This window comes from Amycolatopsis thermoflava N1165 (genome assembly GCF_000473265.1).
Taxonomy (GTDB): domain Bacteria; phylum Actinomycetota; class Actinomycetes; order Mycobacteriales; family Pseudonocardiaceae; genus Amycolatopsis_E; species Amycolatopsis_E thermoflava.
The window spans coordinates 8609497-8623166 of the sequence record NZ_KI421511.1; the positions used below are offsets into that span (position 1 = coordinate 8609497).

Annotated in this window: 12 protein-coding genes; 2 read left to right on the top strand and 10 right to left on the bottom strand. The window is 72.3% G+C overall.

Translation table 11 applies throughout. The features are described 5' to 3' along the window. The first annotated feature begins 11 nt into the window (after window positions 1-11). Entirely contained in the window at window positions 12-554 is a 543-nt protein-coding gene (locus tag AMYTH_RS0142835) for a hypothetical protein (RefSeq protein WP_157360756.1), read from the top strand. Window positions 555-592: 38 nt separating this feature from the next. On the opposite strand, the gene AMYTH_RS0142840 is transcribed toward AMYTH_RS0142835, so the two are convergent. Next, the gene (locus tag AMYTH_RS0142840; protein ID WP_123685791.1) at window positions 593-1897 is read right to left on the bottom strand and encodes a PucR family transcriptional regulator; all 1305 of its coding nucleotides are present in this window, start codon (window positions 1895-1897) and stop codon (window positions 593-595) included. A 235-nt stretch (window positions 1898-2132) separates the two neighbouring features. Beyond that, the gene (locus tag AMYTH_RS0142845) at window positions 2133-3368 is read right to left on the bottom strand and encodes a PucR family transcriptional regulator (protein ID WP_051362993.1); all 1236 of its coding nucleotides are present in this window, start codon (window positions 3366-3368) and stop codon (window positions 2133-2135) included. A 106-nt stretch (window positions 3369-3474) separates the two neighbouring features. Between AMYTH_RS0142845 and AMYTH_RS0142850 the strand changes: the two genes are divergently transcribed. Then, the gene (locus tag AMYTH_RS0142850) at window positions 3475-4221 is read left to right on the top strand and encodes an SDR family oxidoreductase (RefSeq protein WP_027935411.1); all 747 of its coding nucleotides are present in this window, start codon (window positions 3475-3477) and stop codon (window positions 4219-4221) included. 36 nt (window positions 4222-4257) lie between these two features. On the opposite strand, the gene AMYTH_RS0142855 is transcribed toward AMYTH_RS0142850, so the two are convergent. The 8 genes from AMYTH_RS0142855 to AMYTH_RS0142890 form a co-directional block, all read right to left on the bottom strand. Then, window positions 4258-6087: a LamG-like jellyroll fold domain-containing protein gene (locus AMYTH_RS0142855; RefSeq protein WP_027935412.1), complete on the bottom strand. Its 1830-nt coding sequence runs from the start codon at window positions 6085-6087 to the stop codon at window positions 4258-4260. 197 nt (window positions 6088-6284) lie between these two features. Then, complete coding sequence (locus AMYTH_RS0142860; RefSeq protein ID WP_027935413.1) at window positions 6285-6485, bottom strand: DUF3072 domain-containing protein; 201 nt, start codon at window positions 6483-6485, stop codon at window positions 6285-6287. 55 nt (window positions 6486-6540) lie between these two features. Further along, on the bottom strand, window positions 6541-8262 hold the full coding sequence (locus AMYTH_RS0142865) for an aminotransferase class V-fold PLP-dependent enzyme (RefSeq protein ID WP_027935414.1): 1722 nt from the start codon (window positions 8260-8262) through the stop codon (window positions 6541-6543). Then, complete coding sequence (locus AMYTH_RS0142870) at window positions 8262-9026, bottom strand: amino acid ABC transporter ATP-binding protein (RefSeq protein ID WP_027935415.1); 765 nt, start codon at window positions 9024-9026, stop codon at window positions 8262-8264. Before AMYTH_RS0142870 ends, AMYTH_RS0142865 begins: the two co-directional genes overlap by 1 nt. A gap of 1 nt (window position 9027) precedes the next feature. Next, on the bottom strand, window positions 9028-9939 hold the full coding sequence (locus AMYTH_RS0142875) for an amino acid ABC transporter permease (protein ID WP_051362994.1): 912 nt from the start codon (window positions 9937-9939) through the stop codon (window positions 9028-9030). Next, on the bottom strand, window positions 9926-10870 hold the full coding sequence (locus tag AMYTH_RS0142880) for an ABC transporter substrate-binding protein (protein ID WP_037323128.1): 945 nt from the start codon (window positions 10868-10870) through the stop codon (window positions 9926-9928). Before AMYTH_RS0142880 ends, AMYTH_RS0142875 begins: the two co-directional genes overlap by 14 nt. Window positions 10871-10954: 84 nt before the next feature. After that, on the bottom strand, window positions 10955-11737 hold the full coding sequence (locus AMYTH_RS0142885; protein ID WP_027935418.1) for a polysaccharide deacetylase family protein: 783 nt from the start codon (window positions 11735-11737) through the stop codon (window positions 10955-10957). 91 nt (window positions 11738-11828) lie between these two features. Next, window positions 11829-13337: a glycosyltransferase family 39 protein gene (locus AMYTH_RS0142890; protein WP_051362995.1), complete on the bottom strand. Its 1509-nt coding sequence runs from the start codon at window positions 13335-13337 to the stop codon at window positions 11829-11831. Window positions 13338-13670: the final 333 nt, after the last annotated feature.

Consider the following 13670-nt stretch of genomic DNA (forward strand, 5'->3'; position numbering starts at 1 on the left):
AGATGGTTCTGGTGAGAGCTGTGTTGGTCGCCGGCGCGCTGGCCGGTCTGGCGGTGCTGGCCGGCTGCGGGCCGGACAAGGCCGCGCCGGAGGAGAACACCGCCGCGATCACCTGGTCCGACCACGTGTGCGCGGTCGTCCGCGACGGCGGCACGAAGCTGTCGCAGCTGCCCGGCGTGGACGCCTCCGACGTGGCCAAGGCGCGGGAGGGCCTGGTCACCTACCTGGCGTCGCTGTCGCAGGCGCTGACCGACCTGGGCGACGGCATCACCCGCGAGGGCCCGCCCCCGGTGACCGACGGCCAGGCCACGGTGCAGCGCGCGATGGAGACCCTGAACACGACGAAGGCCTCCGTCGACGAGGCCCGCACGGCGCTGGCGTCCGCGCCGGTCAGCGACCAGGCCACATTCGAGCAGGCGGTCCGCGGCGCCAGCGACGCCTTCGCCAAACTCGGCAACACCACCGAAGGCCCGACCAAGGACCTCACCGACAACCCGGAACTGGCCAAGGCGTTCCAGAAGGCACCGACCTGCCAGGCCCTCGAAGGCGCGTAGCCCGGCGTCCCGGGCGCCCGCCGCGGCGGGCACCCGGGCTACTTCTCCAGCAACTGGGCGGCCCGCAGGGCGATCTCCAGGTCCGACCGGCTCTCCGGATCGTTGAGCCGCTCCCCGAACAACTCCTCCAGCTGCCGCATCCGGTACCGCACGGTCTGCGGGTGCACCCCCAGCCGGTCCGCCATGTCCGGCGCGGTCCCGCTGGACTGCAGCCAGGCGAGCAGGGTCTGGCCCAGCCGGGTCCGCTGCTTGTCGGTCAGCCCGCTCAGCGGCGCGAGGCACCGCCGGATCAGCTCCTTCACCAGGAACTCGTCCGACAGCAGCCACAGCGTCGCCAGGTGGTCGGTCGCCCGCGCCAGCGGCGGCGCGTCGATCACCCCGCGGCGCGCCAGGTCCACGGTGCGGCGTGCCCAGCGCAGCGACATCGCCGCGTCACCCAGCTTTACCTCGGGCCCGATCACCGCGCGCCACCCGGCCAGCGCCGGCTCCAGCGACCCGGCCGTGACCAGCTGCGGATCGGCCAGCAGGCACGGCTGCGGCCCCTCCAGGTCCATGAGCACCTCGCTGTCCAGCGACGGCGGCTCGCGGTGGTGCTGGTCGGCGCGCGGTTCCAGGGCCACCGCCACGACCCGCTCCGGCAGCCGCCACCCGGCCGTCGCGGCCAGGCGGGCGATCGCCTTCGGCGACGCGGGCGGGTCGGCCAGGATCAGCTCCAGCAACTGCCGCCGCTGCCGCGCCCGGGTGCCCGCCGCCCGTTTCTGCGCGGCCGCGTACCCCTGCAGCGACAGCGCCGAGATCTCGTCGACGTAGGCGAAGATCGCCTCCGCCCCGACGCACAGGAAATCCGTCGACAGTCCCAGCGACTGGCTCACCGACGCGACGTACCGCCACGCCACCCGCCCGCCGACGCGGTAGGCGGTCTGCAGCTGGTCCAGCGTCCGGCCCTCGCTGAACTCGACCTTGCCCAGGTGCCGGAACACGCCGATCCACGCCTCCTGTGGCGCGGCCGGGTTGCCCAGGTTGTCCATGCAGTGCCGGACCGCCTGCTGGATGCTGCGCACGATGGTGCGCCCGAACGGGCCTTCCAGCGGCCGCGCGTATTCGGGCACCGCGAGCTGGATCTCCCGCAGGATCTCGGCCGTCATGGCGTCGGCGTGCGGCCGGAACGCCTTCGCCAGCTCACGGGGCAGCGAGGCCCACAGCCTGCTGGCGCGTCCGATGCCGGCGGTGACGTCCGGCGCGTTCTGGCGCTGGCGCGGGGGGAGTCCCGGCGCGCGGGGCGGTCTTCGGGAGGCGTTCTTCCGCACGGTGTTCCCGTGCCGGTAACCGGCATCGGTCGTCATGATTACCTCTGATCGCAACGAAAATTGGCGGCGCTGCCCTCGCAGCCGATCGATTCGGTCGTCCGGGTAACCTCGATTTCACTTGTCGGGAGGAACAACATCGCACCACGCCCCGTGCTTGGCAAGGATCTCTTGCGTGAGCGGAGCAACCGGGCAGCGCGATCGGACCAGCGCACCCCACCCCGGTGAGTGCCCGCCTTCCGGTTTCCCTCACCAAAGTGACAAATCCGCGTGCTCACGACGGCTCACCCCGCGCGGCGAGCCGTTGCGCGCGCAACGCCAGGTGCATGCTGAACCGGTCCTCGCTGTCGTCCAGCCGGTCGCCGAACAGCTCGCGCAACTGGTGCAGCCGCGCCCGCACGGTCTGCGGGTGCACCTGCAGCCGCTTGGCGATTTCCGGTGCGCCGCCACGGGTTTCCAGCCACGCGAGCAGTGTCTCGCCGAGACGGTCGCGTTGCTTGCCGCCCAGTTCGTCCAGCGGCCGCAACGCCTGCCGCGCCACCTCGGCGGCGAGGAAGTCCTCGCCGAGCAACCACAACGCGGACAGCCGGTCGACGCACCAGGTGATCGGCTCGTCGGCCGAGCACGCGGGCAGCAGCGCGAGAGCGCGCCGGGCGGTGCGGTGCGCGGCGGGCGCGTCGGCGAGCGGGACCGTCGGCGAAACCGCCGCGCGCCAGCCGTTCCAGCGCCCGGTGAGCGGGAACAGCTGCCGTTTCGGCCGGGTCGTCAGCAGGCACGGCTGCGCGCTCTCCAGGTCCACCAGCACCTCGTCGTCCAGCAGCTCGACGGGGAAGTCGGCGGTGCCCTCGGCGCGTTCCAGCGCGACGATCGCGGCCTTGTCCGGCAGGGCCCAGCCCGCGCCCTTCGACATGTTCGCCAGCGTTTCCGGCCCGGCCGGGCGGCCGGACAGGATCAGCTCCAGCAACTGCCGCCGCCGCCGCTCGATGGTGCCGCCGGAACTGGACTGCGCCTCGTGGAACCCGTCCAGCGCGATGGCGGACAGGTCCTCCACGTAGGCGAAGATGATTTCCGCCGCGTGCGCCAGCACCTGCGGCGACGCGCCCGCCTTGCGCAGCACCGGCGCGACGTACTGCCACGCCACCCGCGCGCCGATGCGGGCCGCCGCCTGCAAGGCGTCGAGGCTGCGGCCGTCTGCGAACTCCCGCCTGCCCTGCTCGCGGAACAGCTCGATCCAGTCGTGGTGCTTGATCGCCGGGTTGCCGATGCTCTCGATGACGTGCCGGACCGCCTGCTCGACGCCCTCGGTGAACGCGCGGCCGAACGTCCCGGTGAGCGGACGCGCGTAGGCCGGCACCGACCGCCGGACCTCCTGCATGATCGCGGCCGCGATCCGCCCGGCGTGCGGGCGCAGTTCGACGGCGACCCAGCGCGGCCCGGAGGCGAGCAGCTCCGCGTTCCGGTTCTCTACCAGGACGAACGACCCCCTTCGTGACCTCGGGCAGTCGTTCATGTTACGGCCGATCACGGCAAGCGGAAGGAGCCGAACGTCATTCGGTCCGCGAGGCACGATATTTGTCACGCTGCGACGAAGTCCGGCGCCGGATAGGTTTTCCCCCGTGCGAAAGCGGATTCTGATCACCGGCGCCAGCGCCGGGCTCGGCGAGGAGATGGCGCGGCAGTTCGGGGCGCTCGGCCGGGATCTCGCCCTGTGCGCGCGGCGGGTCGAGCGGCTCGAAGCCCTGCGCGGGGAAGTGACGTCGGCGCATTCCGGTGTCACAGTAGCGGTTCGCGGTCTGGACGTCACCGACCACGACGCGGTGTTCCGGGTGTTCCGCGAACTGCGCGACGAACTGGGCGGACTGGACCGGATCATCGTCAACGCCGGGCTGGGCAAGGGGCAGCCGCTGGGCACCGGGTACTTCGCCGCGAACCGGCAGACGGCGGAGGTGAACTTCGTCGCCGCGCTCGCCCAGTGCGAGGCCGCGATGGAGATCTTCCGCGAGCAGGGGGCCGGGCACCTGGTGGTGATCTCGTCGATGAGCGCGATGCGCGGGTTGCCGCGCAACCTCACCACCTACGCGGCGAGCAAGGCCGGGGTGGCCGCGCTGGCCGAGGGCATCCGCGCCGACACGCTCGGCACGGACATCCGGGTGACGACGATCTTCCCCGGCTACATCCGGTCCGAGATGAACGCGCGGGTGCGCAAGACGCCGCTGCTGGTCGACACCAAGCCCGGCGTGGCGTCGATGGTGAAGGCGATCGAGCGGGAACGGGCCGAGGCGTACACGCCGGCCTGGCCGTGGGCCCCGCTGCGCTTCGCCATGCGGCACCTGCCGCTGGGCTGGGTCGCGAAGCTGTCCTGAGTGGCCGGGGACCCGGCGCGGGTCCCCGGCCCGCGCTCACCGCGTCAGGAACTGGTCCGGCCGCAGGGCCCGCGACACGATGCGCGTGTCGCCCAGCCAGCCGTAGTAGCCCTGGCCGTACTTCTCGGCGAACTGGGTCCCGCCGATCGCGAACGGCTTGCCCAGCGTGGTGATGCCCTTCGAGTCCTCGGCGGCGTTGCGCGCGATGCGGGAGCCGTCGACGTAGGTCACCGTGCGGCGCCCGTCGTTGACCACCGCGACGTGCGTCCAGCGGCCCACCGGCAGCGCGTGGCTCCACGACGTCGGGTCGGCGTCCCGGTCGACCGGGTACACCACGAACTGCAGAAAACGCTCTCCGGACAGGTTGAGGCTGCACGTCGGCTCGTCCTGCGACCACCCGCTGGTCTTGCCCGCGTCGCCGCTGCGGCCCTCCCAGCTCAGGATGCCCATGAACGCGTGGTCGCCGACGAACGGGTCGGGCAGCTTGATGAACGTCTCGATGGTGTAGCCGTTCTCGAACCGCGCGCGGGCGAGCGGCGCGCTCGCGCTGGTCCGCAGCACCGCGCCGCGGTCCGGGTTCTGCCCGCCGTCGAAACGCAGGCTCCCGTGCCCGGGGGCGGCGCGGTGGTGGTCGGCGGAGAAGGTGAGCACGTCGGCGGGTCCGTCGTGCAGGCGGGTGACCGTGAGGTCGTTGCCGTTGCCGGACAGGTCCCGCGCCACGGCGCCGGCCGCGACCGGGCTGCCGTCCGCGCCGGTGAGCCCCTCGCCGTCGAAGCGCCAGTACGCGACCGTGCCGGGGATGACGACCTTCGCGGCGGGCCGGGCGGGCAGCGGCGCGGGCGGGAACCGGCGGTCGAAGTCGACCTCGACGGTGAACCGGTCGGTGTCGCCGGTCAGCTCGTGGGTCTCGGCTTCCAGCGCCGTCGGGTCGCGCCGCGCCTGCAGCCAGGGGGAGAAGGTGCTGACGTCGATCACACCGCGCACCAGGTCGAAGGCGTAGTACCGCAGCATGCCCGCGCCGCCGTAGTAGCGGTCCTGGTAGTTGGTGATGTGCAGGTCCACGGGGTTGCCGTGGTCGTTGGTCAGCGTCGTGCGGCCGGTGGGCCAGTAGTGCCCGCCCATCGCGAGGAAGATCTGGTCGTGGCGGCGGATGACCTGGTCCCACAGCCGCTGCCCGTGGTCGGACAGGTGCGCGCCGCCGCCGTCTTCGGGGTAGACGAGGTCGTGGGTGGTGAGGATCGTCGGCAGCCCCCGGTGCGCGTCCAGGACGCCCTTCGTCCAGGCGATCCCGGCGTCCGAGACGCGCCAGTCCAGCGCGAGCAGCAGCCACTGCCGCCCGGCAGCGTGGAAGATGCGGAAGCTGTTGTACCCGTCGGGCGAGGAGCCCTGGTAGGTGGCGGAGCGGGCGAAGCGCCGCGGGCCGAACGTCCGCAGGTAGGGCGTGTCGCCGCGCTGGTCGTCGCCGGAGACGTCGTGGTTGCCGCCGAGCACGCTGTAGGGCATGCGGCCGTCGATCGTGCGGAAGACGTCGTCGGCGAGGCGCATCTCGGTCGTCGTGCCGTGCTCGGTGACGTCGCCGAGGTGCGCGAGGAAGACGATGCCGTCCTCCCGGCGCCGGTCGATGACGTGGCGGAAGGTCGCCCGGACCGGCTCCGGGTCGGAGCCGCCCTCGTCGAACAGGTACTGGGTGTCGGGCACGACCGCGAGGGTGAACCGCGGGCTCTCGGCGTCGGCCGGGCCGCCCGCGGCCTCGGCGGCCTGAACGGGCTGCGCGCCGAGCACGGCCGCCGCCGCGACGGGGGTGCCCACCGCGGCCTGCAGCAGGGTCCGGCGAGCGAGACCGGGGGATGGGGATCTGTCGGACATACCGCCTCCTGGGCTGAAAAGTCGCGCCCAGCCTGGTGATCATGTCTGACGTCCCGATGTCCCCTCGTGGAACGATCCCCGCCCGCGGAGTGAACCTTGGCGCGCCGGCGCCGCCGCTTGCCCGCAAGTCCCGCGTCACCTACCCGCGAGTCCCGCGCTCCGGCCTGCGAGCCCCCGTTCTCGCGCGAGTCCCGCGCTCAGGAATCCGCGCCGCGGCCGGTCTTCTCCTGCAGCCGGTCGATGAGCTGCGACGCCTCGGCCTTGGTCAGGTCCGCCGGCAGCTCCTCACCGGCCTCGCGGGCCAGTGTCTGCAGGTACGAGCGCTGCGGGCCGGTCATCTGCTCCTCGCCCGTCGTCCAGTCCTGCGGGTCCTTCTCCGGGTTCTGCGGTCCGGTCACCCCTGCCTCCGTTCGCCGGTGTGTTCGAAACCGGCTTACCCCGGAGAACGCCCGCTCATGCCTCGGCGCGGATTTCGTTCAGGTAGTTGTAGATCGTGTAGCGGGTGACCTCCAGCTCACCGGCGAGGAAGTCCACCGCGTCCTTGATGAGGAAGAACCCGGCCTCGTCGAGCTCCCGCACCACCGCGGCCTTGTGCTTCTTCTTCATCAGCCCCACCGGGATCCCGGCCTGCGCGACCGCCCGGTCGACCAGGAACCGCTGGAGGCTGTCCACGTCCGGCGGGAAGCTCTCGGCCCGCACCTCGCTCGCCGGCCCCTGCGTCACCTCGCTGTTCACGCACAGGCAGCCGATCGCCACGCCGTCCGGATCGCGCAGGAAGATCGTCGACGAGCGGATCGGCCTGCCGTCCGGGCCGTGGGTCTCGTAGTTGGTCAGGTCATGCGTCGTGCCGCGGCGGACCAGCCCGAGCAGCAGGTCCGTCATCGGTCCGCCGGGTTCGCGGCCGGTGATGCCGCCCGCGATGGCGACGATCGAGTCGGGCAGCTTGGACAGGTCGTGCAGCACGACCTCGTTGCCGGGGCCGAGCATCGCGGCCAGTCCGCTCACCGCCGGGACCAGCGCGGACAGCACCGAATCGGTGGCGGCCGCGGACGGCACCCGGCTGGCGGGCAGCGGGCGGGACAGGTGCTCCAGCGCGGTGCGGACGGCCTCGACGGCCGACACCGGCGTGGAGGCGTGCGGGGAGAGCCGCACGTGCTCGGTGCGCACGGTCGCCGCGATGCCCTCCGTGGCCAGCACCGCCCCGACCCGCTCCGCCGGGTGCCCGGGCAGGCTGAACGCGAGGATCCCGGCGCGCCGGTCGGTCGCCGACACGATCTCCGCGCCGAGCGAGCGCAGCATCTCCTCGAGCTCGCCAACGCGCTCGGCGATGCGCGACTCGATGGCCGCCACCCCGGCCTCCTCGACCAGTTCCAGCGCCGCGGCGAACGCGCCCGACGTCACCGGGCTCAGGTTGCTCACCGACCACGACGCCGCGAACTCCGCGGGCGGGTGGATCTCGTCGTCGAACAGCCCGGCGTCGTGTGCGCCGGTCCAGCCCGACAGCACGGGCCGCATCCGCTCCAGCGCCCGGTCCGACAGCACCGCGAACCCGGTGCCCCAGCCCGCGCGCAGCCACTTCTGGCCGCCGACGACCAGCACGTCCGCCGCGTCCCACGGCGCGTCGACCACCCCGAAGCCCTGGATGCCGTCGACCACGAGCAGCCGGTCGCCCACGGTTTCCCGCAGCGCGGCGAGGTCTGCGCGGTAGCCGGTGCGGAAGTCGACCGCGCTGACCGACACCACCGCCGTGTCCGGGCTCAGCTCCGTCGCCACGACCTCCGGGGTCACGTGGCGGCAGCGCATCCGCCGCAGCGTGATCCGCCCGGCCTCCTCGGCCCGCGCCCACGGGTAGGTGTTGGCCGGGAACTCCGCGGCCGACACCAACACCTCGCCCGCCGGGGCGTTGAACGCGGCCTGGAACAGGCCCTGGCTGGTGTTGGGCAGCAGGACGACGTGGTCGGTGTCGGTGCCGCACAACCGCGCCACGGCCGCCTTCGCGCGGATCTCCTGCCGCATCAGGTCGTCCACTGTGGACGGGCCGGCCTTGGCCGAGGCGTGCAGCAGGCGTGCGGTGGTGTCCACGACGGCGTGCGAGGGCGGGCCGTAGCGGGCGAAGTCCAGGTAGCCGGCAGGCTCGTCGAACTGAAGCAGGTAGCTGGGCGAGATCCTGGCCATCAGAGGATGCGCGCCAGGAACTGACGGGTGCGCTCGTGCTCCGGCGCGCCCAGGACCTGCGCGGGCGGCCCGGTCTCCACGACCGCACCGTCGGCCATGAAGACGACCTCGTCGGCCACCTCCCGCGCGAACCCCATTTCGTGTGTCACGACGACCATTGTCATCCCTTCGGCCGCGAGCGAGGTCATCACCTCCAAAACCTCGCCGACCAGTTCCGGGTCCAGCGCCGAGGTCGGCTCGTCGAACAGCATCAGCTTCGGTTTCATGGCCAGCGCCCGCGCGATCGCGACGCGCTGCTGCTGGCCGCCGGAGAGCTGGTCGGGGTGGGCGTCGGCGCGGTGCGCGAGGCCGACCCGGTCCAGCAGGTCCAGCGCGGTGCGGCGGGCCTGGGCGGGGGACAGTCCGCGCACCCGGACCGGGCCCTCGGTGACGTTCTGCAGCACGGTGCGGTGCGCGAACAGGTTGAACCGCTGGAACACCATGCCGATGTCCCGCCGCTGCCGGGCGACCTCGCGCTCGCGCAGCTCGTGCAGCTTCCCGCCGCGCAGGCGGAAACCGACCGGCTCGCCGTCCACCCACACCTGGCCGCCGTCGATGGTCTCCAGGTGGTTGACGCAGCGCAGGAACGTGCTCTTGCCCGCGCCGGACGGGCCGAGCAGGCAGACCACCTGTCCCTTGTGGACGGAAAGGTCGACCCCGCGCAGCACCTCCGTGCCGGCGAAGTGCTTGCGCACGCCGACCGCGCGCAGCAGGGGTTCGGTCATGTCAGGCCCTCCGCAGCGTGGTCAGGGCGCGGCCGACGCGCGACCACGGCCGCGCGGACCGCTGGTCGCCCGCGAACGCGCGTTCCAGGTAGTGCTGGCCGACGCTGGCGACGGTGACCACGACCATGTACCAGATCGCCGCCGCCAGCAGCGTCTCCATGACCAGCAGGTTGTTGGACGAGATGTTGTTGGCCGCGTGGATCAGCTCGGTCACGCCGATCACCGACGCCATCGAGGTGCCCTTGAGCATGTTGATGAAGTCGTTGCCGGTCGGCGGGATGATCACCCGCATCGCCTGCGGCAGCACGATCCGCCGCAGCGTCATCGCCGGGGTCATACCGATCGACTTCGCCGCCTCGGTCTGCCCGCGGTCGACGCTGTTCAGGCCGGCGCGCACGATCTCGGCCATGTAGGCGCTTTCGTTGAGCGCGAGGCCGAGCAGCGCGGCGACGAACGCGCTGACGACGACGTTGGTCGGCTCGTGCACCAGGTAGCCGCCGCCGAACGGCAGCGGGATCGAGACGAACTCGAACACCAGCGCCAGGTTGAACCAGATCAGGATCTGCAGCAGCACCGGCAGCCCGCGGAACAGCCAGATGTAGACCGCGGCGACGACGCGCGCGACCGGGTTGGCCGACCGGCGCATCAGCGCGATCACCACGCCGATGACGATCGCCACGGCCTGCGCGATCACCGCGAGCAGGACGGTGTTGAGCAGGCCGACCAGCATCACGTGGTACCACAGGAACTCCGGCACCGTGTCGTACTGGATCTGCGCCTGCGCGAGCACCACGCCGAGCCCGGCGAGCAGGGCGACGATGACCACCGCCGACACCCAGCGACCCCAATGCCGCAGGCGCACGATGGGCAGTTCGGCCTGCGGCGCCCGGGTGGTCAGGTCAGCTTCCGGCATTGACGGTCACCTTCGTGATCGCGCCCTGCTTGACCCCCCACGCGTCGAGGATCCGGCCGTACGTGCCGTCGTCGACGAGCGCGGTCAGTGCGGCGGCGACGGCGTCCCGCAGCTGCGGGTTGGCCTTGTTGACGCCGATGCCGTACGGCCCGCCGTTGATCGGCTCGCCCGGCACGACCTCGAAGAACTCGCCGCCGCCCGCGTTCTTGCTGACGTAGGCCGCGGTCGGCAGGTCGTTGAGGATGGCGGCGACGCGGCCGGTGCGCAGCTGGTTCTGGTTCTGCGAGTCGCTGTCCGTGGCCGTCGTGGTGACCTCCGGCTTGCCTGCCTGGACGCACTTGGCGCTCTGCTCGGCGGCGAAGGTCTGGTGGCTGGTGCCCTGCACGACCGCGACGGTCTTGCCGCACAGCGAGTCCGGGCCGGTGATGCCGTCCGGGTTGCCCTTGCGGACCATGATCGTGATGCCGGAGGTGAAGTAGTCCACGAAGTCGATCTGCTGCTGGCGGGCCTGGGTGTCGTTCATCCCGGCCATGGTCAGGTCGAGGCGACCGGACTGCAGGCTGGTGATCAGCGAGCCGAAGGCCATGTCGGTGTGCTGGACCGTCAGGCCCAGCTTGGCCGCGACGGCCTTGGCGATGTCCACCTCGAACCCGACCGGCGTCTTGCCGTCGGCGGAGTAGAAGTTGTTCGGCGCGGACTGCATGTTCGAGCCGATGTTGAGCTTGCCTGCCTGGGCGACCGGAGCAGGTAGGCCCGCGGCGAGCTGCGGGTCCTTCGTGACGCCCTGCAGGATCGCCGCAGTGTCCGGCACGCCCGATCCGGTGGTGGTGGCGCTCCCGGCGCCGTCGGACCCGCCACCGCAGGCTGCCGTGAGCAGCAGGCAGCCGACGACCACCGCGCCCCAGCGCGTCACCCGTGACCTCGCAGACATCGCATCTCCTCACCCGATCGAACGATGAGCAGGGACGCTACAACTGCGTGTTGAAGACGTCAACTGTGAGTTGAAATCCGTGGGTCAGGTGGCCGGGAAGTCGAACTGGTACCCCTGCGCCACGAGCCAGGGCAGCAGCTCGGCGAGGGCGGCGACGGTCTGCCGCCGCTGGCCGCCGCCGTCGTGGAGCAGGATCACCGCGCCGGGGTGCACGGCCTGCCGCACCGTCGCCACGATCGCGGGCGACCCCGGAAGCGTCCAGTCACGCGAATCGACCGACCAGCCCAACGGCGCCATCCCTTCGCGGGAAGCGATCGCGATGATCGTTTCCGACCAGTTGCCGCCGGGCGCGCGGAAATAGGGAACCGGAACGTCACCGTCGGCCGCGAGCCGCAGATCCGACAGCGCTCCGGTGATGTCCGCGGAAATGCGCGCCTCGTTGCGTTTCGCCAGTTCTTCGTCGTGGCTGACCGTGTGGTCGCACAGGCGCATTCCGCGCCGCACGACCAGCTCCACCAATTCGGGGTGGCGGCGCACCTGGGTGCCGACCATGCAGAAGGTGGCCACCGCGCCGTGCTGGGCGAGCAGGTCGAGGATCTGCGGTGTGTAGGCGGGATCGGGGCCGTCGTCGAAGGTCAGCGCCACGAACCGGCCCTGTCTGGCGGTCGTCCGCACGGGCGCGCCGGGCGCGGGCGGCGGGGTGGAGGTGGCGCGGATCGGTTGTCCGGGTTCGGGGTGAGATGCGACGGGACTGCCTTCGGCGCCGGACCAGGACAGCGAAATGATCAGCGAGATCGTCACGAGCACCACGGAGATCAGGACGGCCCAGCGGTAGCAGTACGGCGGGCGCAGCACCTGATAACGCATGGGCACCTCCACGAATCGCGGCGTCGCCCGCGCACCATAGAGTGAAAAGTGCCTCGATCGGGGGAATTCCGGGCGTGTCCGAAAAGGCGGATCAGTAGAAGTGCCGTAGTTGCGGCCAGAGTTCCGACCACGGCCGGGTGAGCACGCCGCACACGGTGACGACGGTGCCCTGCTCGTCGTTGTCGAGGCCGAGCCCGTTGTCGTGTTCCGCGGCGACGCGGCAGTCTTCGACGCCGGCCATGGTGGTCGCGCCGACCAGGACGACCGGGCCGGTGTGGCTGTCCGGCGGCGGGCCCCAGTCGGCGTAGGACATGCGGCCGGAATAGGGCCGCGGCAGCCCGAGGTCCGTGCCGTAGCGCTCGATGGCCCCGGCCTGGCCGTAGTTGCGCGTCAGGATCACCGCCGTGGCCCGCCGCGGCTCCGGAATCTGCCGCCAGGCCGCGGCGACCGTCGCGGTGAACTCCGGCCAGCCGACCTGCTCGCCCTGTTCCTTGTTCATCGCCAGCACCGGGTTCAGCCCGTCCGGCGGCAGCACCGGCAGCGCCACGACGAGCGACATCGCGGCCCCGAGCACCACGAGGGCGCCGGCCAGGGCCCGCCGGGCCGCGCGCCGTCCGCGGGCGAGCCAGCGCACCGTGGGTTCGGCGCCCGCGGCCATCAGCAGCACCAGCAGCGGGATCGAGTAGTACGGCTTGCCGCCGAGGACCAGCAGTTCCACGCACACCACGAAGTAGGCCACGACGAGCGCGCGGGCCCAGCGCAGCCGCGGGTCGCGCCACAGCCGCACCATCCCGGCGATCCACACCGGCACCAGCACCGGCGACAGGTAGACCAGCTGGAGCGGGACGAACAGGATGCGGTTCTCCGCGCCGTCGTCCTCGCTGATGCCGCCTGCGACGGTGAGCAGCGGCCAGCCGTGGGTGGCCTGCCACCACACGACCGGCGCGGCGAGCACCGCGGCGACGAGGATGCCCGCGGGCAGCCACGCGCTGCGGAACACGTGCCGCGGCCCGGTGATCAGCACGGCGATGCCGAGCGCGGACAGGAGCAGCAGGACCAGCCACTTGTTGGCCAGGCCCACGCCGGCGACCGCGCCGATCGCGAGCCACCACCGGCCGTCGCCCGTGCGCAGTAGTCGTAGCGCCAGCAGTCCGATCGCCACCCACACCAGCAGGTCGAAGGTCGCGGTGCCGAGCATGTGGCCGACGACGAGGACGAAGGCGGACAGCGCCGCCGCGCCTGCCGCGAGGGTCTGCGCGCTGCGCCCGCCGCCCAGTTCGCGGGCGACGAGCGCGACGAGGAGGACGGTGGCGAGCGCCGCGACCGTGGCCAGCGCGCGGACACCGGCCGGGCTGTCGCCGAACACGGCGGCTCCGGCCCTGGCGAGCAACGGTGTGACCGGCGGCTGGTCGACATATCCCCAGTCGAGCCGCTTCCCCGCGGCGAGGAAGTACAGCTCGTCGCGGTGGAACCCGTACCGCCCGGACAACAGGCTGAGCACGAGGGCCTGCACCACGAGCACGACGCCCACCGGCCCGGCGGCGAACTGGGGTAGCGGATGGATGGCCGGCGCGGCGGCCCGCGCCGCGGTCCCGGTCATCGCGCGGCCCGCGTAGGTGCGTGGGGCGGGCGCGCGGCGGTGCCGCCCCCGTCAGGGGGCGTGCGCGGCGGGTAGCCGCCGGGCAGGGCGATCGACGGTCGCTGCCCCGGCCCCGGAACCCGATCCACCCCGGGCGGGACGATCGGAAGTGGCCGCTCCAGAACTCGGCCCACCACAGGCAAGCCGTCCGGAAGGTCCAACCCTCCGCTGAGCGGACGAGCCGGGAGCGCTCCCACTTCTCTGCCCAACCTGCTCGCTGCCTCGGTCATGCCGCACTCCCGCCCCCCGGCGGGCACCTGCCCGCAAGCCCCACCGTGGCCCCCCATCCGGGGC

What these genes read in the sequence shown, in the direction of transcription:
- AMYTH_RS0142840 (WP_123685791.1), bottom strand. Translation starts at nt 1,897, where the DNA reads ATGACGACCGATGCCGGTTACCGGCACGGGAACACCGTGCGGAAGAAC.
- AMYTH_RS0142845 (WP_051362993.1), bottom strand. Translation starts at nt 3,368, where the DNA reads ATGAACGACTGCCCGAGGTCACGAAGGGGGTCGTTCGTCCTGGTAGAG.
- AMYTH_RS0142855 (WP_027935412.1), bottom strand. Translation starts at nt 6,087, where the DNA reads ATGTCCGACAGATCCCCATCCCCCGGTCTCGCTCGCCGGACCCTGCTG.
- AMYTH_RS0142865 (WP_027935414.1), bottom strand. Translation starts at nt 8,262, where the DNA reads ATGGCCAGGATCTCGCCCAGCTACCTGCTTCAGTTCGACGAGCCTGCC.
- AMYTH_RS0142870 (WP_027935415.1), bottom strand. Translation starts at nt 9,026, where the DNA reads ATGACCGAACCCCTGCTGCGCGCGGTCGGCGTGCGCAAGCACTTCGCC.
- AMYTH_RS0142875 (WP_051362994.1), bottom strand. Translation starts at nt 9,939, where the DNA reads ATGCCGGAAGCTGACCTGACCACCCGGGCGCCGCAGGCCGAACTGCCC.
- AMYTH_RS0142880 (WP_037323128.1), bottom strand. Translation starts at nt 10,870, where the DNA reads ATGTCTGCGAGGTCACGGGTGACGCGCTGGGGCGCGGTGGTCGTCGGC.
- AMYTH_RS0142885 (WP_027935418.1), bottom strand. Translation starts at nt 11,737, where the DNA reads ATGCGTTATCAGGTGCTGCGCCCGCCGTACTGCTACCGCTGGGCCGTC.
- AMYTH_RS0142890 (WP_051362995.1), bottom strand. Translation starts at nt 13,337, where the DNA reads ATGACCGGGACCGCGGCGCGGGCCGCCGCGCCGGCCATCCATCCGCTA.